This is a genomic window from Pseudomonas sp. TE21435, assembly GCF_056279265.1.
Genome location: NZ_JBWBQZ010000001.1, coordinates 5,569,287 through 5,592,668, shown reverse-complemented (window position 1 = coordinate 5,592,668; position 23,382 = coordinate 5,569,287). Strand labels below are relative to the sequence as shown.

The 23,382-nt window shown below is 65.0% G+C and carries 27 protein-coding genes; 11 read left to right on the top strand and 16 right to left on the bottom strand.

The window, feature by feature from the left end; translation table 11 throughout:
• Positions 1 to 193: 193 nt before the first annotated feature.
• Together ACZ9C1_RS25460 and ACZ9C1_RS25455 are read left to right on the top strand one after the other, a co-directional pair.
• Positions 194 to 1,039, top strand: a complete 846-nt coding sequence (locus ACZ9C1_RS25460; RefSeq protein ID WP_023629931.1) for an AAA family ATPase — start codon at positions 194 to 196, stop codon at positions 1,037 to 1,039.
• A gap of 13 nt (positions 1,040 to 1,052) precedes the next feature.
• Positions 1,053 to 2,231 (top strand): vWA domain-containing protein, encoded by a 1,179-nt coding sequence (locus tag ACZ9C1_RS25455; protein ID WP_110697957.1) that lies wholly within the window; start codon positions 1,053 to 1,055, stop codon positions 2,229 to 2,231.
• A gap of 106 nt (positions 2,232 to 2,337) precedes the next feature.
• Here ACZ9C1_RS25455 and ACZ9C1_RS25450 read toward each other — a convergent pair whose 3' ends face one another.
• From ACZ9C1_RS25450 to ACZ9C1_RS25435, 4 genes are read right to left on the bottom strand one after another with little or no spacing between them, the layout of a single operon-like run.
• Positions 2,338 to 3,276 carry a 5-oxoprolinase subunit C family protein gene (locus tag ACZ9C1_RS25450; RefSeq protein WP_277503140.1) on the bottom strand — a complete coding sequence of 313 codons (939 nt, stop codon included), beginning with the start codon at positions 3,274 to 3,276 and terminating at the stop codon, positions 2,338 to 2,340.
• Positions 3,273 to 3,968 carry a 5-oxoprolinase subunit PxpB gene (pxpB, locus tag ACZ9C1_RS25445; RefSeq protein WP_110697953.1) on the bottom strand — a complete coding sequence of 232 codons (696 nt, stop codon included), beginning with the start codon at positions 3,966 to 3,968 and terminating at the stop codon, positions 3,273 to 3,275. Before pxpB ends, ACZ9C1_RS25450 begins: the two co-directional genes overlap by 4 nt.
• Positions 3,965 to 4,744 carry a 5-oxoprolinase subunit PxpA gene (locus ACZ9C1_RS25440; RefSeq protein ID WP_110697951.1) on the bottom strand — a complete coding sequence of 260 codons (780 nt, stop codon included), beginning with the start codon at positions 4,742 to 4,744 and terminating at the stop codon, positions 3,965 to 3,967. Before ACZ9C1_RS25440 ends, pxpB begins: the two co-directional genes overlap by 4 nt.
• Before the next feature lie 10 nt (positions 4,745 to 4,754).
• Positions 4,755 to 6,041, bottom strand: coding sequence for an MFS transporter (locus ACZ9C1_RS25435; RefSeq protein ID WP_102684381.1), 1,287 nt, complete (start codon positions 6,039 to 6,041; stop codon positions 4,755 to 4,757).
• A gap of 129 nt (positions 6,042 to 6,170) precedes the next feature.
• Between ACZ9C1_RS25435 and ACZ9C1_RS25430 the strand changes: the two genes are divergently transcribed.
• Positions 6,171 to 7,082, top strand: coding sequence for a LysR family transcriptional regulator (locus ACZ9C1_RS25430; protein WP_102684380.1), 912 nt, complete (start codon positions 6,171 to 6,173; stop codon positions 7,080 to 7,082).
• Between the two features lie 37 nt (positions 7,083 to 7,119).
• Here ACZ9C1_RS25430 and ACZ9C1_RS25425 read toward each other — a convergent pair whose 3' ends face one another.
• The 3 genes from ACZ9C1_RS25425 to ACZ9C1_RS25415 are packed head-to-tail and all read right to left on the bottom strand — an operon-like array spanning position 7,120 to position 8,950.
• Positions 7,120 to 7,641 carry a DUF2937 family protein gene (locus ACZ9C1_RS25425; protein WP_102684379.1) on the bottom strand — a complete coding sequence of 174 codons (522 nt, stop codon included), beginning with the start codon at positions 7,639 to 7,641 and terminating at the stop codon, positions 7,120 to 7,122.
• Between the two features lie 9 nt (positions 7,642 to 7,650).
• Positions 7,651 to 8,424 (bottom strand): class II glutamine amidotransferase, encoded by a 774-nt coding sequence (locus ACZ9C1_RS25420; protein ID WP_476254509.1) that lies wholly within the window; start codon positions 8,422 to 8,424, stop codon positions 7,651 to 7,653.
• A 16-nt stretch (positions 8,425 to 8,440) separates the two neighbouring features.
• The gene (locus tag ACZ9C1_RS25415) at positions 8,441 to 8,950 is read right to left on the bottom strand and encodes an MFS transporter (RefSeq protein WP_476254508.1); all 510 of its coding nucleotides are present in this window, start codon (positions 8,948 to 8,950) and stop codon (positions 8,441 to 8,443) included.
• Positions 8,951 to 9,135: 185 nt separating this feature from the next.
• Here ACZ9C1_RS25415 and ACZ9C1_RS25410 point away from each other — a divergent pair, with 185 nt between their 5' ends.
• Together ACZ9C1_RS25410 and ACZ9C1_RS25405 are read left to right on the top strand one after the other, a co-directional pair.
• The gene (locus ACZ9C1_RS25410; RefSeq protein WP_457378798.1) at positions 9,136 to 11,178 is read left to right on the top strand and encodes a S9 family peptidase; all 2,043 of its coding nucleotides are present in this window, start codon (positions 9,136 to 9,138) and stop codon (positions 11,176 to 11,178) included.
• Between the two features lie 85 nt (positions 11,179 to 11,263).
• Positions 11,264 to 11,737, top strand: a complete 474-nt coding sequence (locus ACZ9C1_RS25405) for a cyclic nucleotide-binding domain-containing protein (protein WP_102681723.1) — start codon at positions 11,264 to 11,266, stop codon at positions 11,735 to 11,737.
• A 138-nt stretch (positions 11,738 to 11,875) separates the two neighbouring features.
• On the opposite strand, the gene ACZ9C1_RS25400 is transcribed toward ACZ9C1_RS25405, so the two are convergent.
• The gene (locus ACZ9C1_RS25400; protein ID WP_110697943.1) at positions 11,876 to 12,151 is read right to left on the bottom strand and encodes a hypothetical protein; all 276 of its coding nucleotides are present in this window, start codon (positions 12,149 to 12,151) and stop codon (positions 11,876 to 11,878) included.
• Positions 12,152 to 12,283: 132 nt separating this feature from the next.
• Here ACZ9C1_RS25400 and ACZ9C1_RS25395 point away from each other — a divergent pair, with 132 nt between their 5' ends.
• From ACZ9C1_RS25395 to ACZ9C1_RS25385, 3 genes are all read left to right on the top strand, one after another.
• Positions 12,284 to 12,649, top strand: a complete 366-nt coding sequence (locus ACZ9C1_RS25395) for a YajD family HNH nuclease (RefSeq protein WP_023632486.1) — start codon at positions 12,284 to 12,286, stop codon at positions 12,647 to 12,649.
• A gap of 72 nt (positions 12,650 to 12,721) precedes the next feature.
• Positions 12,722 to 13,192: an RNA methyltransferase gene (locus ACZ9C1_RS25390; RefSeq protein WP_046856681.1), complete on the top strand. Its 471-nt coding sequence runs from the start codon at positions 12,722 to 12,724 to the stop codon at positions 13,190 to 13,192.
• A 98-nt stretch (positions 13,193 to 13,290) separates the two neighbouring features.
• Complete coding sequence (locus ACZ9C1_RS25385; protein ID WP_102681721.1) at positions 13,291 to 13,608, top strand: YgaP-like transmembrane domain; 318 nt, start codon at positions 13,291 to 13,293, stop codon at positions 13,606 to 13,608.
• A 255-nt stretch (positions 13,609 to 13,863) separates the two neighbouring features.
• Here ACZ9C1_RS25385 and ACZ9C1_RS25380 read toward each other — a convergent pair whose 3' ends face one another.
• Together ACZ9C1_RS25380 and ACZ9C1_RS25375 are read right to left on the bottom strand one after the other, a co-directional pair.
• Positions 13,864 to 15,072 carry a hypothetical protein gene (locus tag ACZ9C1_RS25380; protein WP_476254507.1) on the bottom strand — a complete coding sequence of 403 codons (1,209 nt, stop codon included), beginning with the start codon at positions 15,070 to 15,072 and terminating at the stop codon, positions 13,864 to 13,866.
• Positions 15,073 to 15,098: 26 nt separating this feature from the next.
• On the bottom strand, positions 15,099 to 15,548 hold the full coding sequence (locus ACZ9C1_RS25375; RefSeq protein WP_110697939.1) for a YcgN family cysteine cluster protein: 450 nt from the start codon (positions 15,546 to 15,548) through the stop codon (positions 15,099 to 15,101).
• A 145-nt stretch (positions 15,549 to 15,693) separates the two neighbouring features.
• Here ACZ9C1_RS25375 and ACZ9C1_RS25370 point away from each other — a divergent pair, with 145 nt between their 5' ends.
• Entirely contained in the window at positions 15,694 to 16,287 is a 594-nt protein-coding gene (locus ACZ9C1_RS25370) for a nitroreductase family protein (protein WP_476254506.1), read from the top strand.
• A 111-nt stretch (positions 16,288 to 16,398) separates the two neighbouring features.
• Here ACZ9C1_RS25370 and ACZ9C1_RS25365 read toward each other — a convergent pair whose 3' ends face one another.
• From ACZ9C1_RS25365 to ACZ9C1_RS25345, 5 genes are all read right to left on the bottom strand, one after another.
• The gene (locus ACZ9C1_RS25365; protein ID WP_139673027.1) at positions 16,399 to 17,331 is read right to left on the bottom strand and encodes a D-2-hydroxyacid dehydrogenase; all 933 of its coding nucleotides are present in this window, start codon (positions 17,329 to 17,331) and stop codon (positions 16,399 to 16,401) included.
• Positions 17,332 to 17,406: 75 nt separating this feature from the next.
• A complete protein-coding gene (locus ACZ9C1_RS25360; protein ID WP_102681716.1) occupies positions 17,407 to 17,700 on the bottom strand; it encodes a YcgL domain-containing protein in 294 nt (97 codons plus the stop codon).
• Entirely contained in the window at positions 17,697 to 18,830 is a 1,134-nt protein-coding gene (rnd, locus tag ACZ9C1_RS25355) for a ribonuclease D (protein ID WP_102681715.1), read from the bottom strand. Before rnd ends, ACZ9C1_RS25360 begins: the two co-directional genes overlap by 4 nt.
• Before the next feature lie 100 nt (positions 18,831 to 18,930).
• Complete coding sequence (locus tag ACZ9C1_RS25350; protein ID WP_457378796.1) at positions 18,931 to 20,568, bottom strand: phosphoethanolamine transferase; 1,638 nt, start codon at positions 20,566 to 20,568, stop codon at positions 18,931 to 18,933.
• Between the two features lie 164 nt (positions 20,569 to 20,732).
• Positions 20,733 to 21,098, bottom strand: coding sequence for a 5-carboxymethyl-2-hydroxymuconate Delta-isomerase (locus ACZ9C1_RS25345; RefSeq protein ID WP_102681713.1), 366 nt, complete (start codon positions 21,096 to 21,098; stop codon positions 20,733 to 20,735).
• A gap of 117 nt (positions 21,099 to 21,215) precedes the next feature.
• Here ACZ9C1_RS25345 and ACZ9C1_RS25340 point away from each other — a divergent pair, with 117 nt between their 5' ends.
• Positions 21,216 to 21,455 (top strand): HP1242/YdcH family protein, encoded by a 240-nt coding sequence (locus ACZ9C1_RS25340; RefSeq protein WP_139673036.1) that lies wholly within the window; start codon positions 21,216 to 21,218, stop codon positions 21,453 to 21,455.
• A 78-nt stretch (positions 21,456 to 21,533) separates the two neighbouring features.
• On the opposite strand, the gene ACZ9C1_RS25335 is transcribed toward ACZ9C1_RS25340, so the two are convergent.
• Positions 21,534 to 22,709, bottom strand: coding sequence for a trans-sulfuration enzyme family protein (locus ACZ9C1_RS25335; RefSeq protein WP_217869749.1), 1,176 nt, complete (start codon positions 22,707 to 22,709; stop codon positions 21,534 to 21,536).
• Between the two features lie 152 nt (positions 22,710 to 22,861).
• On the opposite strand from ACZ9C1_RS25335, the gene ACZ9C1_RS25330 reads away from it, so the two are divergent.
• Positions 22,862 to 23,320 (top strand): Lrp/AsnC family transcriptional regulator, encoded by a 459-nt coding sequence (locus ACZ9C1_RS25330; protein WP_046856697.1) that lies wholly within the window; start codon positions 22,862 to 22,864, stop codon positions 23,318 to 23,320.
• Positions 23,321 to 23,382: the final 62 nt, after the last annotated feature.

Sequence of the window (23,382 nt, the reverse complement as noted above, 5' to 3'; positions counted from 1 at the left end):
AATCCAGCCGGGCGTGGTGACGCGCCATTCAGGGACTGAATACCCGGTCTGCGTTTTCACGCGTCGGCCGTGGCGTTATAGTCGCTGACACATCAATAGACATGCGTGACCTCATTGCCGGGCAAGCCCGCTTGCACAACAGTCCGTGGGAGCGGGCTTGCCCCGCGATGAGGCCCTCCCAGAGGATCGGTTAATGAAGTTCGAAGGCACCCGCGACTACGTCGCCACAGATGACCTCAAGCTGGCGGTCAACGCGGCCATCACCCTGGAGCGCCCGTTGCTGGTCAAGGGCGAGCCGGGTACCGGCAAGACCATGCTCGCCGAGCAACTGGCCGCCTCCTTCGGCGCACGCCTGATCACCTGGCACATCAAGTCGACCACCAAGGCCCACCAGGGCCTGTATGAATACGACGCGGTCAGCCGCCTGCGCGATTCGCAGCTGGGCGTGGACAAGGTCCACGATGTGCGCAACTACCTGAAAAAAGGCAAGCTGTGGGAGGCCTTCGAGGCCGACGAGCGGGTAATCCTGCTGATCGACGAAATCGACAAGGCCGACATCGAGTTCCCCAACGACCTGTTGCAGGAACTCGACAAGATGGAGTTCTACGTCTACGAAATCGACGAGACCATCAAGGCCAAGCAGCGCCCGATCATCATCATCACCTCCAACAACGAAAAGGAGCTGCCTGACGCCTTCCTGCGCCGCTGCTTCTTCCACTACATCGCCTTCCCCGACCGCGCCACCCTGCAGCAGATCGTCGATGTGCACTACCCCAACATCAGCCAGTCGCTGGTCAGCGAGGCACTGGACGTGTTCTTCGACGTGCGCAAGGTGCCGGGCCTGAAGAAAAAGCCCTCCACCTCCGAGCTGGTCGACTGGCTCAAGCTGCTGATGGCCGACAACATCGGCGAGGCGGTACTGCGCGAGCGCGACCCGACCAAGGCCATCCCGCCGCTGGCCGGGGCCCTGGTGAAGAACGAACAGGACGTGACGCTGCTCGAGCGCCTGGCCTTCATGAGCCGGCGCGGCAACCGCTGACGGGAGCCGGGCCATGTTGCTCAACCTGTTCAATGAAATGCGCGCGGCCAAGGTGCCAGTGTCGGTGCGCGAGTTGCTCGACCTGCACCATGCCTTGCAAAAAGGCGTGGTGTTCGCCGACATGGACGCCTTCTACTACCTGGCCCGCGCCATCCTGGTGAAGGACGAGCGGCACTTCGACAAGTTCGACCGCGCCTTTGCCGCCTACTTCAAGGGCCTGGAAAACCTCGACCGGCATATCGAGGCGTTGATCCCCGACGAGTGGCTGCGCAAGGAGTTCGAACGCTCGCTCACCGACGAAGAGCGCGCGCAGATCCAGTCCCTGGGCGGGCTGGACAAGCTGATCGAGGAATTCAAGAAGCGCCTCGAGGAGCAAAAGGAACGCCACGCCGGCGGCAACAAGTGGATCGGCACGGGCGGTACCAGCCCGTTCGGTTCCGGCGGTTTCAACCCCGAGGGCATCCGCGTCGGCGAGGCCGGCAAGCGCCAGGGCAAGGCGGTGAAGGTCTGGGACCAGCGCGAGTACAAGAACCTTGACGACCAGGTCGAGCTGGGCACTCGCAACATCAAGCTGGCCCTGCGCCGGCTGCGCAAGTTCGCCCGCGAAGGCGCCGCCGAGGAGCTGGACATCGACGGTACCATCGATCACACCGCCCGTGACGCCGGCCTGCTGAACATCCAGATGCGCCCCGAACGGCGCAACACAGTGAAGCTGCTGTTGCTGTTCGACATCGGCGGCTCGATGGATGCTCACGTCAAGGTCTGCGAGGAGCTGTTCTCGGCCTGCAAGACCGAGTTCAAGCACCTGGAGTACTACTACTTCCACAACTTCGTCTACGAGTCGGTGTGGAAGAACAACCTGCGCCGCACCTCGGAGCGCTTCTCCACCTTCGACCTGCTGCACAAGTACGGCGACGACTACAAAGTGATCTTCGTCGGCGACGCGGCCATGGCACCCTACGAGATCACCCAGCCCGGCGGCAGCGTCGAGCACTGGAACGAAGAGGCCGGGTACGTGTGGATGCAGCGCTTCATGGAGAAATTCAGGAAGATTATCTGGATCAACCCGTATCCGAAGCAGGCCTGGGACTACACCGCCTCGACCCATCTGGTGCGGGACCTGATCGAGGACAAGATGTACCCGCTGACGCTGCAGGGGTTGGAAGACGGGATGCGTTACCTGTCCAAGTAATCTATTGACCGAACTGGCCTCATCGCGGGGCAAGCCCGCTCCCACCACTTGCGCATTTGCAGGTCTGGCGTGGGAGCGGGCTTGCCCCGCGATGGTGCCGGCAGACTCAACCCCAGCAGCGCAAGCATGCCTGCTGCTCGCGCCACGCCTCGTCCTGCACCACCGCCCTGAACCGTATCGTCGCGCCCGGCATGCACTGCGCCAATTGCGCCAGCGCCAGCGGTGTCAGCGCCCCCAGCCGTGGATACCCACCAATGGTCTGCCGGTCGTTGAGCAGGACGATCGGCTGCCCGTCCGGCGGCACCTGCACGGCGCCGAGGGGGATTCCCTCGGAGATCATCGGCGCGCCCTGGTAGACCAGTTGCGGCCCGAGCAGGCGAATGCCCATGCGGTCGGCACGGTTGTCCAGCGTCCAGTCACGGTTGAACGCCTCGAACAGGCTGGTGCCGCCGAAGTTACCGATCTGCGCGCCCATCACCAGATCCAATACCGGTTTCTCGGCATACGCCGGCCGCAGCGCTTCGGGCACGAGGGAGCGGCGGTTCGGTGCCCCGACTTGCCCCGCGATGGCTTCAGCCGCATGCAGTACCTCCCCTTTCAGCAGCGCCCGGCCCTGGCCGTCTACTCCACCCAGTTCTTCCCGTACTACGGTGGAACAACTCCCCATCACCGACTCGCCCACGAACCCGCCCGGCACCGCCAGGTAAGCACGTACCCCCTGGCGAGGCTGGCGCAGCGTCAGGCGCTGGCCCTTGCCCAGGTTGAAACTGGTCCAGGGCGCCACGGCCTGTCCGTCGACCTGCGCGTCGAGGTCGGCCCCGGCCAGCGCCAGCACGCAGTCCTGCTCGGCAACCACACTGAAGCCGCCAAGCGCAATCTCCACCACGGCGCTGTCCAGGGCATTGCCCAGCAGCCAGTTGGCCCATCGCATTGCCACCCAGTCCAGCGCGCCGCCCTGGGTCACGCCCAGGTGCCGCACACCGAAACGCCCGGCATCCTGCAATAGGCACAGCGCGGTGCTGGCCTCGACTTTCAACTGGCTCATGCCTGGGCCTCCAGCGGGCTATCGTCACCGCCCAGGTTAATGAATTCGGCCCGTTCGACGGCCACGAAACGCACCCGATCGCCAGGCTGCAGCAGGCTGTAGCCCTCGCGCTCGCGGTCGAACAGGCGCACCGGCGTGCGACCGATCAGGTTCCAGCCGCCCGGCGACACAGCCGGATAGGCGGCGGTCTGGCGCTCGGCGATGCCGACGCTGCCCGCGGCCACGCGCTTGCGCGGGGTGCTCAGGCGCGGCGTGGCCAGGCGCTCGTCGACCAGCCCCATGAAGCCGAAACCCGGAGCGAACCCCAGCGCGAACACCGGGTAATCACGGCCACAGTGCACCTCGATCACTTCGGCTTCGCTCAGTCCACTGCGCGCAGCCAGCACCGGCAACTCGGGACCGACGCTGGCGTGGTACCACACCGGGATCTCATGCCGCCGCCCGCTATTGCCGGCATCGGGCCGCAGGCCCTCCAGTGCGTGCAGGATGCGCTGGCGCCCTTCGCCCGGCGCCAGGTCGAACTGCACCATCAGCGTGGTGTAGGACGGTACCAGGTCGATCAACTGTTGGCCGAAAGCGTCCCGCAAGCGCTGGCTGGCGGCAAGGATCCACGGCATGTTGCCTTCATCGATGGCATCGAACAGCCGCACCATCAGGCTGTCGACGGCCACCACTTCGATACGTGGGGTCATGCCTGCTCCAGCGCGTCGAGAGCCTGGCGGATCTGGCGTACCGCGGCCACGGAGCCATCGTTGTCGCCATGCACGCAAAGGGTGCTGGCGTTCAACCGCACTTCGCTGCCGTCGTCGGCCACCAGGGCCTCGCCTTTGGCGAGGCGCAGCGCCTGCTCGACCACCAGCGCCGGGTCATGGTGCACCGCGTCCGGCAGGCGCCGCGACATCAGGTGCCCGCTGGCGGTGTAGCCACGGTCGGCAAAGGCTTCGAACCACAATGGCACGCCGATCTCGTCGCCCAGGGCCTGGGCGGCACTGTCGTCGGCGGTGGCCATGAGCATCAGCGGCAGGCCGCTGTCGAACGCCGCCACGGCCTCGAGCACCGTACGCAGGATGGCCGGGTTGGCCATCATGTCGTTGTACAGCGCGCCATGGGGCTTGACGTAGGCCACCCGCGCGCCGAGTACCTTGCAGATGCCGTCCAGGGCACCGATCTGGTAGTGCAGCAGGTCGCGGATCTCATCGCTGCTGCAGGCCATGGAGCGGCGGCCGAAGCCTGCCAGGTCCGGGTAGGCCGGGTGCGCGCCGATGGCCACCCGGTGCTCCAGCGCCAGGGCCACGGTGCGGCGCATGGTGCCGGGGTCGCCGGCGTGATAGCCGCAGGCGATATTGGCGCAGTCGATGAACGGCATGACCTTGGCATCCTGGCCCATGCGCCAGTTGCCGAAGCTCTCGCCCATGTCGCAATTGAGTAGCAGGCGTTTCACCTGGCGGACCTCCGTATCAATGTTCATGATGCCTACCTTAGCGTGCCTGGAGCGCTTTGCCGCGGGTTTCCGGCAGGCTCAGCGCGGCCACGATCACCACACCGTAGGACACTGCGGCGAAGGCACCAATCCCCAGACCCAACGGTACTTTCTCGCCAAGCAGGCCGATCAGCAAAGGGAACATGGCCGCGATGACCTTGCCGATGTTGTAGCAGAAGCCTTGCCCCGATCCACGGATACGGGTGGGGAACAACTCGGTGAGGAACGAACCCATGCCGCTGAAGATGCCCGAGGCGAAAAAGCCCAGCGGGAAGCCCAGCCACAGCATCACGTTGTCGCTGACCGGTAGCTGCGTGTAGAGCAGGACGATGACGAACGAGCCCACGGCGAACAGGATGAAGTTCTTCCGGCGCCCCAGCAGGTCGCAGAGGTAGGCGCTGACCACATAGCCGATGTAGGAGCCGACGATGACCATCGCCAGGTAGCCGCCGGTACCCAGCACGCTCAGGCCGCGCTCGTTCTTGAGGAAGGTCGGCAGCCACGAGGTGATGGCGTAGTAGCCGCCCAGGGCACCAGTAGTCAGCAGCGAAGCGCGGATCGTGGTCCACAGCATGCCGGGTGCGAAGATCTCGTAGAAGTGTGAGGGCGCCGCGACCGTCTCGGCGGCCTTGGCCTCGCGGTAGACCTCCGGATCCTTGACCAGGCGCCGCACGAAGATCACGAAGATCGCCGGCAGCAACCCGAGCAGGAACAGCGCGCGCCAGGCCTGTTCGGCCGGCAGCCAGGAGAACAGCAGCGCGTAGAGGATGGCGGTCAGGCCCCAGCCGATGGCCCAGCCCGACTGCACCATGCCCACCGCCTTGCCGCGGTCCTGGGCACGGATCACCTCGCCGATCAGCACCGCGCCGGCGGTCCATTCCCCGCCGAAACCAAAGCCCATCAGCGTACGGGCGATCAGCAGCTGCTCATAGCTTTGCGCGAAGCCACAGAGGAAGGTGAAAAAAGCAAACCACAGCACCGTCAACTGCAGAGTGCGTACCCGGCCGATACGGTCGGAGAGGATGCCGGCAATCCAGCCGCCCAGGGCCGAAGCGATCAGTGTGCTGGTATGGATCAATCCGGCTTCGGCGGTGCTGATGCCCCACAGCATGATCAGTGTGGGGATGACGAAGCTCAGCATCTGGGTGTCCATGCCGTCCAGGCCGTAGCCGATCTTGCAGCTCCAGAAGGTGCGTCGTTGCTGGGAGTCGATGTCGCGGTACCAGGCGAAAGGGCCGCTCGAGGTTCGGGCGGGGGCCTGCTGCTGCACGCCGGTCGGGTTCATGGTTGCCTCGGCTTGTTGGTATTGTTCTATGGGCGACGTCGGGCGTCGCGGCCTGGGCACCATGTTCAGAGGCCGCGCCCGGCACGTCCAACGAGAAAATCCGCCGGTCTGGAACAAGAAAAACTGATCATGAACCTTCGTTTCCTCGAAACCTTCGTCTGGGTCGCCCGGCTCAAGAGCTTCCGCCTTACCGCCGAGAAGCTGTTCACCACCCAGGCCTCGGTGTCCAGCCGCATCGCCGCGCTGGAGGCCGACCTGGGCGTGAAACTGCTGCTGCGCGATTCGCGCGGGGTCAGCCTGACCCCCGAGGGCGCCAAGGTGCTGGAATATGCCGAACGCATGCTCGACACCGCCAAGGCCATGAAGCAGTCGCTGGACAGCGACCGGGCCAAGACAGGGCGCATTCGCCTGGGGGTCATGGACACCGTCATCCACACTTGGATGAGCGCGCTGGTGGCAGAGCTGGGCGAGCGCTACCCGCAGGTGGAGATCGAGCTGGTGGCCGATACCGCGCTGAACCTGCGCGAACAGCTGCAAAAAGGCTTTCTCGACGTGATCCTGCAGACCGACCTGCTGCGCGAGCAGTCGATCCGCAGCCAGGACCTGGCGCGCTACCCGATGGGCTGGATCGTCGCCGCAGGCTCCCCGCACCACCGCACCTACGCCTCGCTGGCGGAGCTGGCCCGCGAACGCATCGTCACCTTCTCGAAAAATTCACGACCGCACCAGGAAGTGCTCAGCCTGTTGCAGTCAGCCGGGGCCGAGGCGCCACGCCTGAACTGCGTGAACTCGGTGGCGGCGATCACCCGCCTGCTGCGCGACGGTTTCGGCATCGGCGCGCTGCCACCGGCACTGGTCGATGGCGAACTGAGCCGGGGCGAGCTGGTGTTGCTGGACGGCTTGCAGCCACCGCCGAGCCTGGAGCTGGTGGTAGCCTGGCAGACCGGCGTGGCGTTGGTGGACGAGATCGTCGATGTGTGCCGGCAAGTGCTGGAGCGCTATGCGCGGGATGTGGGCGGGCAACGGATCGTGCTGGTCTGAACGGTCGCCTTTACCGACGATCAGGGCAGCAACAGCATCACCGCCAGCTTTCCTTCACCACTTTGCGCCGCCCACCGAGGATCACCCAGCCAATCACCAGCAACAGGCTCTCGACCACGAACGCCAGTACGAACCCGCTGCCGATCCCCCAACCGATCGCCTCGGGCACCAGCAGGATCTGGTAGCTGTAGCCCTTGAGCGTCTCCTCGCGCAATGTCGGCTCCGGCTGCACCAGCACATGCCAGGTGCGGCTCACCCACGAGCCCTGCAGGGCCTGCCATTCATGCTCCAGCGCCTGGTTGCGGATCAGCAGGCTTTCGATGCTGTTGGCATCGCTGTTGAACACCGGATCGTCGCTGCCGCGGTAATGCCGCACCAGCGCCTGCAGGTCGCCGTTGAAGAAGCGCTGCGCGGTCTGGCGGAAGCCGTCCAGGGCCTGGCGCGATTCGAGCAGGTGCGCCTCGACACGCTGGCTGTAGTCCTTGACCAGCCCGGGCACCTGGAGACCGGCCAGCAGGCCGAAGGTGAACAACAGCAAACGCAGGTAACTTCTGAACATGGAGCGTCCTTAGCTCTGGCCGTGGGCGACGCACTCGCCGTGGCGCCACAGCCCCCATTGACCCGGCTCGTAGCGGTTCCAGGTCTCGTTCTCGGTCAAGGCCTCGGTGGCGATCACCGTGACCACGTCGTTGGGGGTGGTTTGCGTGTGGAAGTCGACGATCAGGTCGACATCCTTCAGCCGCGCCGCGCCGAACGGTGCGCGGCGGGTGATGTGCACCAGTTTGGTCGAGCAGAAGCAGAACAGCCAGTCGCCGTCGCTGAGCAGGCAGTTGAACACGCCCTTGCCGCGGTACTCGGCGCAGGCTTCGACCAGCACCGGCAGCAACTGCTCGGCTTCCACCGGCTCGGGGAAGGCCTCGCGGATATGATTGAGCAGGTCGCAGAAGGCGGCCTCGCTGTCGGTATCGCCGATCGGTCGGTAGAACGTGCGCTGGCCGGCGAAGTCACCCAGCTGGCCGTTGTGCGCGAAGCACCAGTTGCGGCCCCACAGCTCGCGCACGAACGGGTGGGTGTTGGACAGGCAGACCTTGCCGACATTGGCCTGGCGGATATGGCCGATGACCACTTCGCTCTTGATCGGGTAGCGCTGCACCAGGTTGGCCACCTCGGACTCGCTGCTCGCCGCCGGGTCCTGGAACAGGCGCAGGCCGCGCCCCTCGTAGAAACCGATGCCCCAGCCATCGCGGTGCGGGCCGGTGCGCCCGCCGCGCTGCATCAGGCCGGTGAAGCTGAAGACGATATCGGTGGGGACATTGGCGCTCATGCCCAGCAGTTCGCACATGTTCGCGGCTCCTGGCCTACAGACGGGGTTCGACGCGGCCCTGCCCGGGGCCGGAGCGGCGCACGGGGGCCGGTGGCGGATCGTCGCGGTAGCGGTCATGACGATTGGCGGCCAGGGAAGCGTCAGCCACGACCTCTTCCTCTTCCTTGGCCTGGCGCTGGGCGGCGTCCTCACGCTGGGCGCGGCGCTCGCGGGCACGCTTTTCCAGCGGCCAGCGGATCAGCACGAAGACGAAGTACAGGGCAAAGGCGATCATCCCGTACATGGCAAGGTCGGAGGCTGCGCGCCAGGCGTTGTTGCCGACCTTGAAGGCGAGGTCCAGCGCGGTGATGGCGATGGCCGGGGCGAAGCTTTCCTTGACAGGGTCGACGATGGTCGGGGCGAACAGCAGCACGGCGATGATCACCCGCAGCGGCTCGCGCAGCCAGCGCCACATCCAGCCGGTCAGCTTGAAACCCACCAGCAGGCAGCCCAGGGCGGCAACGGCGTACAGGCCCCAGGCCAGCGTATAGTCGTGTTCGGTCATGGTGTTGGTGCAAGCCAGGCAAAGAGACGCCTATGATAAACACTTTTACCGGCGCAGGCTGCCCCCGCACCGTAAGGGACCTGCAGCGGCCCATCGCGGGGCAAGCCCGCTCCCACGTCCAGACCTCGATCAGGCGTGGGAGCGGGCTTGCCCCGCGATGGGGTCCACAATCGATGAGATCACCCATGCCCCTGACCCTTCCCGCCCCTATCGCCCGTCAAGCCGACGGCAACGACCCCTACGCCTGGCTGCAGGACCGCGACACGCCCGAGGTGCTGGCCTACCTGGCCGAGGAAAACGCCTACCAGGAAGCCTGCCTGGCCGGCCAGGCGCCGCTGCGTGAGCAACTGTTCGAAGAGATCAAGAGCCGCATCCTCGAGACCGACCTGTCGCTGCCCTCGCCCTGGGGCCCGTACCTCTACTACACCCGCACCACCGCCGGCGACGAGTACCCGCGCCACTACCGCTGCCCGCGCCCGGCTGACGACAGCAATACGGTGGATGAAAGCCGCGAGGAACTGCTGCTCGACCCCAATGCGCTGGCGAACGGTGGTTTCCTCTCCCTCGGCGCCTTCAGCATCAGCCCCGACCACCGGCTGCTGGCCTACAGCCTGGATACCAGCGGCGACGAGGTCTACACCCTGTACGTCAAGGACCTGGCCAGCGGCGCGCTGAGCGCCCTGCCCTTCGACGACTGCGACGGCAGCATGACCTGGGCCAACGACAACCAGACGCTGTTCTTCGCCGAGCTGGACGACACCCACCGCCCCTGGCGCCTGCGTCGCCACACCCTGGGCGAGGTCGCGGCCACCACCGTATTCGAAGAGCCCGACGGACGTTTCTTCCTGCACTGCTACCGCGCCAGCTCCGAACGCCAACTGGTGCTGCTGCTCAACAGCAAGACCACCAGCGAAGCCTGGGTGCTCGATGCGGCCACGCCGCATGCCGACTTCACCTGCCTGGCGCCACGGGTCGAAGGCCATGAATACTTCCCCGACCATGGCCAGCTCGACGGTCAATGGCGCTGGTTCATCCGCAGCAACCAGGACGGTATCAACTTCGCCCTGTTCCATGCGCCGGCAGACAGCGTGCCGGCCCGTGCGCAATGGCAGGTGCTGGTGCCACACCGCGACGACATCATGCTCGAAGGCGTCAGCCTCAATGCCTCGGCGCTGTCCCTGAGCCTGCGCGAAGGCGGCCTGCCGATCATCGAAGTGCGCCCGCAAGGCCTGCCGGCCTACCGCGTCGAACTGCCGGATGCCGCCTACAGCCTCTACGTGCAGGACAGCCTGGAATTCGCCAGCTCGCGCATCCGCTTGCGCTACGAAGCCCTCAACCGCCCGGCCCAGGTGCGTCAGCTGGAGCTGGCCACAGGCATCCAGCAGGTGCTCAAGCAGACCCCGGTGCTCGGCGCGTTCGACGCCGACGACTACGTCAGCCAGCGCCTGTGGGCGGTAGCCAAGGATGGCACGCAGGTACCGATCAGCCTGGTGCGTCGCCGCGCCGACGAAGGCAAGACAGTGCCCCTCTATCTTTACGGCTATGGTGCCTACGGCGAGAGCCTCGACCCGTGGTTCTCCCATGCCCGCCTGAGCCTGCTGGAGCGTGGCGTGGCCTTCGCCATCGCCCATGTGCGCGGTGGCGGCGAGCTGGGTGAAGCCTGGTACCGGGCCGGCAAGCAGGAACACAAGCACAACAGCTTCGACGATTTCATCGCCTGCGCCGAACACCTGATCGCTGAAGGCGTGACCCGCCGTGAATGCCTGGCCATCAGTGGCGGCAGTGCCGGCGGCCTGCTCATGGGCGCGGTGCTCAACCTGCGCCCCGAACTGTTCCGCTGCGCCATCGCCGAAGTGCCGTTCGTCGATGTGCTCAACACCATGCTCGACCCCGAGCTGCCGCTGACCGTTACCGAGTACGACGAATGGGGCAACCCCGAGGAGCCGGAGGTATATGCGCGGATCAAGGCCTACGCGCCGTACGAGAACGTCAAGGCCCAGGCGTACCCGGCCATGCTGGTGATCGCCGGCTACAACGACAGCCGTGTGCAGTACTGGGAGGCGGCCAAGTGGGTGGCGCGCCTGCGCACGCGCAAGACCGACGCCAACCTGCTGCTGCTCAAGACCGAGATGGGCGCTGGCCACGGCGGCATGAGCGGCCGCTACCAGGGGCTGCGAGACGTGGCATTGGAGTATGCGTTCGTCTTCAATGAGCTGGGCGTGGCGTAAAACGCGATTTTCGTTGTCTCACAAGCGCCACGGCCACTGATTGTGCGACCGCGGCGCTTTCCAGACATTCGAAGAAGAACAACACATGCCCGACACCCAGCACCTGAATGCCGAAATCCGCGACATGCTCATGGACTGCGGCCTGTTCGACACCCTGCAGCCCAGCGATTTCGTCACCGCCGCCGGCTATTTCAGCCTCACCGCCGTCAGCGAAGGCCAAACCCTGTTCAGCGAAGGCGACGCCGGCACCTTCATGTGCATCCTCCACCGTGGCGTGGTCTCGGTGCGCAAGACCGACGGCAACGGGGCCGAGGTGGAAATCGCCACCCTGCGCAAGGGCCGTGCCTTCGGCGAGATGGCCGTGCTCGACGGCGAGCGCCGCTCGGCCACCTGCGTGGCCGCCAGCGACTGCCAGTTGCTGACCCTGGGCAAGGACTCGCTGGAGAAGATGCTCGCCGACGCGCCGCGCATTGCCGCCCGGATCATTCGCGCCCTGGCCGTGGCGCTTTCACGGCGCTTGCGGATGCAGGATGGCCAGCGCCTGGCACAGCAGGTCTAGGCTCTGTACGAAAAGTCTTGAGACGCAGGTCAGGCAAGGCGAAAACAGCCGAGGAAGCGCAGTGTACTGGAGTACATGAGCATTCCGAGGCTGTTTTCAACGCAGCATGAACAAGTATCAAGGCTTTTCGTACAGAGCCTAATCGCGCTTGGGCGGCGGTTTTGGCGAATCCTGGTTCAACCCCGGCAACGGTTGGTCCTTCGGCGGCCCCGGCACCGGCATGGGCGGCAGCAGCGGCGCGCCGGGCCGGTTGGCGCCGGCCTTGGGCGGCGTGCTCGGGGTGATCTGCGGGTAGGGTGTCGGCGTCGGCGTCCCCGGTGCCCCCGGGGCGGTCGTGAGCGGCCGCTGCTGACCTGCAGCGTCGGCCAACGGCACTGCGCCAAGCAACAATGCGGCGAGGATCGCATGCAACATCTGCAGCCTCCTGTCAGAAACCTTCCTACAGGCTATGCCCAACAGCGCATTTTTGCCTGTCCGCCCGCCCGACTGGCGCGCTAGACTCAAGAACATAACCGTCATTGCCCTGATTAGAAGAAAGGTAACACCATGAGTTCCACCTCCGACGCCACCGCCCGCCTCGACCGTATCCTCGCCGACGCCAAACGCGACAAGGAAATGGGCTATCGCGACAAGGCACTGAAGATGTACCCCCACGTCTGTGGTCGCTGCACCCGCGAATTCTCCGGTAAACGCCTGTCGGAACTGACCGTGCATCACCGCGACCATAACCACGACAACAACCCCCAGGACGGCTCCAACTGGGAGCTGCTGTGCCTGTACTGCCACGACAACGAGCACGCCCGCTACACCGATCAACAGTACTTCAGCGAAGGTTCGCTGAGCACGCCGAAAGTCGCCGTGGCCACCCACAACCCGTTTGCCGGCCTGGCTGCGCTGATGAAGAAGGACTGACCGTCGATTCCCGCCCCGCTGTGTCGGCGAGCCCGTATAATCGCGTTCTTTTTTTGCGAAGGGCCCCGACACGTGGCGAACAAACGGTACAGCTGCATCGGCCTGTTCAACCCCAAATCCGCCGAAAACGTCGGTTCGGTCATGCGCGCGGCCGGCTGCTATGGGGTCAATTCGGTGTTCTACACCGGCAAGCGCTATGAGCGCGCCCGGGATTTCGTCACCGATACCAAGCGCGTGCACTACGACATCCCGCTGATCGGCATCGACGACCTGCAGCGCATCATCCCCCTGGGCTGTACGCCGGTGGCGGTGGAACTGGTGGACGGTGCGCGCCCCCTGCCCGAATACACCCACCCGGACCGGGCGATCTACATCTTCGGACCAGAGGATGGCTCGCTGAGCGAAGACGTGCGCGGTTGGTGCGAAGAGACCATCTATATTCCGACCCAGGGCTGCATGAACCTGGCGGCGACGGTGAATGTGGTGCTGTATGACCGCATGGCCAAGGGGTTGAATACGCGGTCGGGACCCAAGTTCAAATAAGTCGATCCGGATTTGTGGCAAACGCCTGGGTAATTTCACTGAACGCAGCCATTGCACATGGAGTCTGCTGGTTATCAACGACCAGAGGAGACTGCCCGATGCTCGATATCCATTCGCCCCACCACGAACACAACGTCCATGGCCTGGAGCGCGCCAGCTCCCTGGCTGGGGGCGCGTTGATGATCAGCAAGGGGCTGCGCCACGGTGGCCTGCTGGGGATGTTGCAGGTTGCCGTCGGCGGCCTGGCGCTGGCACGTGGCGTGAGCGGCCATTGTTCGACCAAGGCGTGGTGGCTGCGGCATCGCGCCGAGTACCTGCGCCTGCATCGCGATATAGAACGAGGAGCTGCCGAGCTCAAGGCGCTGAAGGCCAGCGCCGAGGCGGCAACCCGCACCGCGACGGTGACCGGCGGTTGAAAGCGTCGCGGGGCAAACTCGCTCCCACGAGCCGCCGTTCATAATGATGTCCGGGGTCGTGGCAACGGGCTTGCCCCGCGATAAATCCTGCGTCTAGTGTCCTGTCTCGGAAATACGTTCTCTTTTGGCGAGTGGCTTGGGTGTTCGGCCAAGGCGCCGCGACGAGTCATAGCAGGGCTATGGCGAGGAGTGGCAACGCGGGCCGGGCGCCCAAGACGCCGCCAAAAGTGAACAGTTTATTTCCGAGACAGGACACTAGCGCAGTACCTTGCTTTGCAATACTTCAGACTGCCGCCCCAGGACGTTCTCGCTGATCTGCACGAACTCTTCGGTGCTGACGCTCGACAGGCGCATCAGGGCCCGGGCGACATCGTCCAGCGAACGCTTGTCATGGTTGTGCAGGCGAATCTCGCGGTCCAGCGCCTGCAACAGCAACACGCCACGGGCCACCTGGGCCGGGCTGGCCTTGGCACCCTTGAGGTGATTCACTTTGTCGCCTAGCTTGTGCAAGCGCGCCTGCAATGCCTCGTAACGGTCGTCGCTCATGCCACCAGCACGCCGCAGCAGCTCGCTGGCGTAGTGGTCGGCCAGGCTCTCGCCGAGCCAGTCGCTGCCATCGCGATCATTGATCTGGGCGAACAATTGCACCAGTTCGCGCAACAGCGGGCTGTTGCCGTTCTCACTGATCAGCGGCCGGCCACTGTGCAAGTACAAGGAATTGTTGGCTGGCAGCACGCCACGCCACATCTCGTCGCGGGCACCGACCAGCAGCAACTTGGGCGGGTTGCGTGGAAACACCGCCTGCAACTGCGGCCAGACGAAGGTCAGCAGGGTCAAGGTGTCCATGCGGCGCATGCCCTGCCCTTGCGGCGCGGCGACGGTCACTTCGGTGTCGCCAAGGCGCGCACGGCGGCTGCCCAGGCTGCCGGCGAGCACCCAACCGGTGGGGCGGTCGAACAGGCGCGACACGTCATCGATACGGAATTTCTGCCGACCGATGCGCGGCCAGGCGGTCTCGACACTCTTCCAGCCGGCCGGCAGGTCGAAGGTCAGACGCGACACCAGCTCGGTGCCGTCCTGCTGGTCGAGGCGCGCCGGCGGCACCAGCTGATCGCCACGGAACAGCGCCCAGTGCGCGGTCATGCGGGTTTCATGCACACCCCCCTTCGGTTGCTGGTCGAGCAGCACGCGGTAACTGAGGCTGGTCTTGCCTGACGCCGGGTGCCAGACACCGCGCCCGTTCTGCAACTGCCACTGGCCATCAGCGAGGAAGTCGCTGTAGACACCAGCCTTGCCCAGGTCGAAGTCCAGGCTGCGCACCACGCTGCCGTCCGCAAGGGTCAGGCGCACCTCGGCCTGGCCGCTCTGCGGCAACAGGCGGACCTGATAATCCAGATCGACTTTCCTGGCCAGCGCCTGAGTGCTGAGCAGCAGGCCAAGCACCATCAACAGCGGGCGACGCATAACGAAACTCCTTGTAGCCGCGCGGCTCAACCCGCGCGAAAAATCAGGTGGTCTTCCCAGTCGTCTTCATCCACATCGTTCTCGCTGAGCATCCGCCCAGACCGGGAAATGCGTTGCTCATGCACTTGTCCGCGATCACCGCACACCAGGTGGTGCCACGACGGCAAGTCCTGGCCTTCGCTGACCAGGCGATAACCGCAGGTAGGCGGCAGCCACTTGAACTGGTCGGCCTTGCCCGGAGTCAGCTGGATGCAATCGGGCACGTAGCGGAAGCGATTGGGGTAGTCGCTGCACTGGCAGGTCTGCAGGTCGAGCAACTTGCAGGCGATGCTCGTGTAGTAGACGCTGTTGTCCTCTTCGTCCTCGAGCTTCTGCAGGCAGCACAGGCCGCAGCCATCGCAGAGCGACTCCCACTCCTGCGCATCGAGCTGGTCGAGGGTCTTGCGCCGCCAGAAGGGCGCGGTATCGGCGATCATCACACGTGTTCCTGCAGTCAACATCAATCCGCGGCGCGCGGCGGCGCCAGTCTAGAGGCAGTCCGGCGGCAACGCCAGACCGCTTGTCAGTGCTCACCGGACGCAGTAGCGTGCGGTCTTTGTCCCAGCCCTTGCAGGAGCAGCCATGAGCGCCACCCCACGTATCGCCGACTACGCCATCAACGAGCAGTTCATCAATCGCTGGTCGCCGCGCGCCTTCACCAACGAGCCGATCAGTCAGGAAACCCTGCTGAGCTTCCTGGAAGCCGCGCGCTGGGCGCCGTCGGCCTACAATTCGCAGCCATGGCGTTTCCTCTATGCCCGCCGCGACACGCCGAGCTGGTCGCGCTACCTGGACATCCTCAACGAGTTCAACCGCAGCTGGGCGCAGCATGCCTCGGCGCTGGTGCTGATCATCTCCAAGACCACCTTCGCCGCACCCGGCTCCGATGAAGAGAAGCCGGCCCTGTGGCACACCTTCGACACCGGCTCGGCCTGGGGCCATCTGGCGTTGCAGGCCAGCATCAGCGGCTGGCACACCCACGGCATGGCCGGCTTCGATCAGGACCTGGCCCAGCGCGAGCTGAAGATTCCCGAGGGCTACGCGCTGCACGCCATGGTGGCGATCGGCAAGCTGGGCGACAAGGCGACCCTGGCCGAAGGCCTGCAGGCCCGTGAAGTGCCGAGCCCACGCCGGCCGTTGAGCGAGCTGGCGGCCGAAGGCGACTTCAGCCTGTAAGCCTTCCATCGATAGCACCGACCCATCGCCGGCAAGCCGGCTCCCACAAGGTTGCGCGGCCTCCTGTGGGAGCCGGCTTGCCGGCGATGGGCCGGAACGGCCGAACTACGATCAATACCCCCGCGCGAAATCCACCTCGCCCCGCAACCCCTGCCCCGCCGCATACGCCTGCGCATTCCCGACGAACAACCGCACCATCGCCGCCGGCGAGGTCGGCGCCGAGCTGTGCCCGGTCAGCAGCAGCCCCCAGGCAGTCCAGAACGGGTGGCGCTGGGGCAACGGCTCCTGGCGGCAGACATCGATCACCGCGCCGGCCAGGTGCCCTTGCTTGAGCGCCTCGACCAGGTCGGCATCGACCACCGCCACGCCGCGCCCGGCATTGATGAACAAGGCACTGGAGCGGAAGCACTTGAACAGCGCCGCATCGTACAGGTCGTGGGTGACGGGTGTGTCGGGCAACAGGTTGAGCACGTAATCGGCCTCGCCGACCAGGCGAGGCAACTGGTCGAGCCCCGCCACCTCGACGAATGGCGCCTGCTCACGGGCACTGCTTGCCACTCCGTACAAGGTGACACCAAACGGCACGAGGAACTCGGCGACTTGCTGGCCGATATCTCCGGTGCCGACGATCAGCACCCGACGCCCTTCCAGGGTCCGCCCTGGCCGATCGTCCCAGCGTCGCTCGACCTGGCTGACCAGGCGCGACAGCACATCACGCTCATGGCCAAGCATGTAGGTGAGCATGTACTCGGCCATCACCTGGCCAAAGATCCCCACCGCCCGGGTCAGGCGGTAGTCGCGCGGCAGGCCGTCGGCCAGCAACGGCGTGATGCCGGCCCAGGTCGATTGCATCCACAGGGGTTTGTGACCCTGGCGCAACAGGCTGGCCAGCAGGTCGGGCTGGCCCAGCCATACCGGGCATTCGGGCGCCAGGCGGGCCAGTTCGGCGGAATCGCCACTGGTCAGGACCTCCAGGTCCGGCGCCGCCTCACCCAGAAGACGGGCATAGTTGGCATGATCCTGTTCAGCGATCAGAACGCGCATGTGACACACAACCTTGGCAAACAACGGAAGCGGCCCGCCAGGCGGGCCGCAGACAGAGAGGAGGCCGCGCCCGGATCAGGCCGGGTCGTTGCGGCGCAGCAGTTCTTCGGGCAGGTGCTCGATGTAGTCGTCGTCCGGCGGCGGCATCTGCAGGTGGTAGCCCTGGCTGTCGAGGTTCTCCAGTACCTTGGCGATGTCCTCGCGGGCCAGCTTGCGCTCGGGGCTGAGCACCAGGTCGAAGGCGTGCACGGGCGTGCCGAAGAAAGGCAGCAGCCCCTCGGGCACACGCTCCAGGCCCTCGGCCTTGAGCACATACAGGTACATCTCGTTCTTGCGGGGGCTCTTGTAGATCGAGCAGATACGTTTCATCGGGAATCTCCGGCACCGGCCAGGTCGTCCAGCAGGGCCTGGCCCATGCGCTCGCGACGCCAGCCGCGCAGTGCATCGGGCAGTTGGTAGGGACCGTCGGGGTAGCCGCTCTTGAGCAGGGCTTCGAGGGCTTTCTTGCGCAGCATCAGCTCCGGGGCGATGCCCAGCCGCTCACCTTCGGCCTGGCCGATGGCGCGCAGGCGCTTGAGAATGCCGGCGGCTTCGATCGGCAGCGGCTCGGGCAGCGGCGCGGGCCATTGCTCCTGCGGCAGGCTGGCGGCGCGCTTGATCAGCTGGATCAGCGCCTCGCCGTCCTGGCGGATGGTGCGCGGGTGCATCTCGTCGATTTTCGCCAGCGCCGACGGGCTGTCGGGCTGGCTCTTGGCCATGGGCCACAACGAGTGTTCCTTGAGGATGCGATTGCGCGGCACATCGCGGCTGCGGGCCTCACGCTCGCGCCAGGCGCACAGCTCGCGCAGCACGGCCAATTGCTGGCGGCCCAGTTTCCAGGCCAGCTTGACATCACGGTAGAGGGTCTCGGGCTCGACTTCACGGCGCAGCGCGGCGACCAGCTCGGCACCGTCCTCGAGCACCCAGGCGTACTTGTCGTCCGACAGCCGCGGGCGCAGGGCGGTGAACAGCTCGGCCAGATGCACGGCGTCTTCGGCGGCGTAGCTGACCTGGGTCTCCGAGAGCGGGCGCTGCAGCCAGTCGGAGCGGGTCTCGCCCTTGGGCAGCTCGAGCCCCAGCACATCTTGCACCAGACGCGAATAGCCCATCGAGAAGCCGATGTTCAGGTAGCCGGCGGCGAGCTGGGTGTCGAACAGTGGCTGCGGCAGCTTGCCGGTCAGGCGCAGCAGGACCTCCAGGTCTTCGCTGCAGGCGTGCAGCACCTTGACCACGCCATTGTCTTCGAGCAACTCGGCCAGCGGCTGCCAGTCGCGAATCAGCAAAGGGTCGATGAGGAAGGCACGCTTGCCGTCACCGATCTGGATCAACCCGGCTTTCGGGTAGAAGGTGTCGACCCGCATGAATTCGGTGTCGAGGGCCACAAACGGCAGCTCACGCCAGCTTCGGCAGTGCTGGGCCAGGGTCTGGTCGTCACGAATCCAGTGAATTTCGATGGCCACGAGGCTCTCCCACTAACATTGGCGCGCAGTATATACGGCGCGGGCGCAATGGGTGAAACCTCGCAAGCCACGCCATCCTTGGTGCTGATCGTCGGTACGCTCAGTGACCGGCCGCCAGCCAGGGCCGGCAGCCGGCAAACAGGTCCAGCGAGCGCTGGTAGACCTCGGTGCGCACCTGCAACAGGCCGAGCATCGAGTGGAACAGGTTGTCCTGCGACAACGGCGCATCGCGCAGCTTGCCCAGGCATTCGGTGTCCACGCCGAAGTCCTCGCGGTAGCTGTCGGAGAACCAGGCCAGCAGCGGTACGTGCTTCTGCTGCTCCGGCGCGATCATGTAGGGCGTGCCGTGCAGGAACAGGTTGTACTCGCCCAGCGACTCGCCATGGTCTGAAAGATAGATCATCGCGGTGTCGACCGTGTCCTGCTTGCTGCGCAAGGTATCGATCAAGGTCGCCAGCACCTTGTCGGTGTAGGCCAGGGTGTTGTCGTAGCCGTTGACGATCTCTTGCTGGCTGCACTGGTTCAGGGCGTTGCTGCGGCACACCGGGGTGAAGGGTTCGCTGCCGGCCGGGTAGCGCTTGAAGTATTCCGGGCCATGGCTGCCCATCTGGTGCAGCACCAGCACGGTGTCCTGGTCGAGGTTGTCCAGCAACTCGCCCAGGCCCTGCAGCAGGATCTCGTCATGGCACTCGCCACTGGCGCACAGGCTCGGGTCCTGCAGGTTGCTCACGTCGATGAACTGCACCCGGTCACAGGTGCCCTTGCAGCCGGACTGGTTGTCGCGCCACTGCACTGCCAACCCCGCGCGCTGGAGGATGTCGAGCAGCCCTTCGCGGTTCTTCGCCACGCGGGCGTCGTAGTCCTTGCGCGGCATGCCGGAAAACATGCAGGGCACCGACACGGCGGTCTCGGTGCCGCAGGAGTGGACGTCGGTAAAGCTCAGCAGGCCCTGCTCCTTGCTCAATTGCGGGGTGGTGTCGCGGGCATAGCCGAGCAGGCCGAAGTTTTCCGCCCGGGCACTCTCGCCGACCACCAGCACGGTCAGCGACTTGCGCTGGTGCTGCTGCCAGGCCGCATCGCGACGGGCATCCTCGCCATAGCGCTGGAAGGGCTGGGTGGCCGTGCCCACCTGCTCGCTGACATAGCCGATGGAGGCCCCCACGATATTGCTCGGCGTAAGCATCAGGCGCAGTTCATGGTGATTGCGAAACAACGACGCCAAGCCCTGGTAGTTGACCAGCGCCACCGAGCCCAGGGCCGCGACGCAGGCCCCACTGACCACCAGATTGCCCAGCAGTTCGCGGTGCCAGGGGCGATAGGCGATCCTGGCCTTCCACACCAGCAGCGAGGGCAGCACACCCAACAGCAGGATATATACGGCGAACTTCAGCGAAAGCAGGTCGCGCACTTCCGCAACATTGGTTTCAGCCACATTGCGGAACATGCCGGCGTCAATAAGTACGCCATATTGATTCATGAAGTAAGCGACACTTGCACCGCTGATGAACAATACAATCAATACGGGTTTCAATACATAACGAAACGCCAGCAAGGTGAGGATGAGATTGAAGGCGAACAGCATCAGCACGGCGAACGCCAGGCTCAACCACAGCCCCACCATGCCCGGCGGCACGATGGACTCCAGGTGTTCCCAAAGCAAGGTGTTGAAGCCGATCAACAGGTACAGGCTGGCCAGCAACGTGACCCATTCGGTGCGCAGGGATTTGAGTTTCAGCATGGCGTTCGCAACAAGAGTTCATCAGCGGCCAACACGCCCGGACGGGCAGGTTGGAAAGTTGGCCGAACTCTAGAAAGCCTAGCATCAATTTTTTGTGAAAAAGACGCCAACAATTGGTGGGCCGGCGTCTTTCATGAATTAAACAACTTTCATTCAGCTGCCATTCAGCCAGGCAGGCGAAGTTTGGCGTACGGCTCGCGGTCGATATCCAGGACTTCCACGCACAGCTGAATGTCCAGCCCAGGCTGGGCCGGAATCGCCTCGCGCAACACCTCGAGCAGGCTGTTCGACAACTGCTGTTTCACCTGCTGCGTGCGCCCGCTGAGAATCGCCAGACGCACATGGGCGAAGGCCCGCTCGCCAGGGGCGGTGCCCACCCGGTACTGGGCAAAGGCCTGGGCGCGGCTCTTGATGTCCAGCTCTTCGGCAAACTGGCCACTACCGACCAGGGCGTGGTTCAGGCGCAGCAGCAGCACATCGACATTGAGATCGCGCAGGTTGTCGCTGTATTCCAGGTTCAGGTGAGGCATGGCGCAGGTTCCGTTCACGCAGGGGGATGCGACAGCCTAACCCAGTCCCGCAATACGGCAAAGGCGACTATCCTCTTGGTTCAGGCTCGTTTACCAACCCTGAAGAGAGGTGAAGAAATGCCAGTTCCGCACAATCTTTTTGAAGACCTAGGCGTTAAGGAGGACGACTTCAATGCGCTTGCGAAGGAGAAACACGAACTCCTTGAGCTGAGGAAGCGCTACGCCGAAAAGGACAATGAAGTGGTGAGCGTTGAAAAAACCGGCATCACCACGGATGACAACCTCAACCGGCTTCGCAAGCAACGCGCACTGATCAAAGAAGAAATCGAACGGATAATCCATCCGCCCAAATCCTGACTCCCTCACTGAGGTTATCGCGGGGCAAGTCGCATCGGTGCGCGGACGCGACTTTCCCCGCGATAACGTCGGCGTCCGCTACGCAGAAGCCTTCAGCGCCGCATCCAGGTCCTCGATCAGGTCCCGGTAGTCTTCAATCCCGATCGACAGCCGCAGCAGGTTCTCACTGATCCCCATCACGCCCTTCTGCTCCGGGCTCAAGGAATTGTGCGACATGCTCCAGGAGTGGTTGATCATGCTCTCCACACCGCCCAGCGAGTCGGCCAGGACGAAGATCGACAGCGCCTCGACCAGGCGGTTGACCGCGGCCCGGTCGCCCTTGATGCGCAACGCCACCACCGCGCCGCCCGTGCGCATCTGGCGTTTGCACAGGTCATGCTGCGGGTGGCTTTCCAGGCCCGGGTAGTAGACCTGCTCGACCTGCGGATGCTGTTCGAGGAACTGCGCCACACGCAGGGCGTTGGCGCTCTGGCGCTCCATGCGCACATCGAGGGTCTTGAGCCCGCGCAATGCCAGGTAGCAGTCGAACGGCCCCTGGATCGCGCCGACCGCCATGCTGATCTTGCGCAGGCGCCCCAGCAACTCGTGGTTGGCCGCCACCACCACACCGCCGGTCAGGTCGGAATGGCCGCCGATGTACTTGCTCGCCGAGTGCATCACCAGGTCCACGCCCAGGGTGATCGGCTGCTGGTTCCACGGCGAGCAGAAGGTGTTGTCGATGCAGGTCATCACCCCCCGCTCACGGGCCAGCTCGCAGACCGCCTTGATGTCCACCAGGTGCAGCAGCGGGTTGGTCGGCGATTCGATCCAGATCAGCTGGGTCTCGGGGCGGATCGCCGCGGCCACGGCCTCGACGTCGTTGAGGTCGACGTAGGTGGTGGTCAGGCCCGAGGTGCGCCCACGGTAGTCTTCCAGCAGGCGGAAGGTGCCGCCGTAGACACCGTTCATCACCACCACATGGGCATCCTTGGAGAGCAGCTCGAGCACCGTGGCGGTGGCGCTGACGCCCGAGGCGCAGGCGACCGCGCCGACGCCCTCCTCCAGTGCGGCCACGCAGGTCTCGTAGGCGTGCCGGGTCGGGTTGCTGACACGGCTGTAGGCGTATTCGGGGTTGTCGTCCAGGCCGCGCTTGATGAACGAGCTGGAAGTGACGATTGCCGGGAAGATGGCATTGTCGGCGACGCTGGATTGCTCACCGGCGTGGATGGTGCGGGTGGCGAAATTGCGCGGTTTGTCGGACATGGTCGGGTCCATTGCCTGAGGGTGGAAAACCGCCACTATCTCATATCCACCACCCCCAGGCGCCAGCAGAACATTTCTGTCGATGCAGCGGCCGAAACAGTTCCAACGTTCCCTGCGAGCGGCTACTCTCGAAAAACTTTTCCCGCAATCGGCGACACGACGTCATGGACAGTTTCGACCAGCACATCCTCACCCTGCTCCAGCGCGACGCCTCGCTGTCCCTCAAGGACCTGGCCGAAGCGGTCAACCTCTCCACCACGCCGTGCTGGAAACGGGTCAAGCGCCTGGAAGAGGAAGGCTACATTCGCGGCCGCGTCGCCCTGCTCGACCCCGAGCGCCTGGGCCTGGGCCTGACGGTGTTCGTCCAGCTCAAGACCCAGCGCCACGACAGCGCCTGGCTGGCGCAGTTCGCCGCCACGGTGACGGCGTTCGAGGAAGTGATGGAGGTGTATCGCATGTCCGGCGACTGGGACTACATGCTGCGGGTGGTGGTGGGCGACATCGCCGCCTACGACCGCTTCTACAAGAAGCTGATCACCAGCACCGACGGGTTGTCGAACATCACCTCGAGTTTTGCCATGGAGCAGATGAAGTACACCACGGCGTATCCGGTGGGACGCTGAAATGATCTCTGGCAGGACCGGCCTCATCGACGGCAAGCCGGCTCCCCCCCGACGGCGTCGAC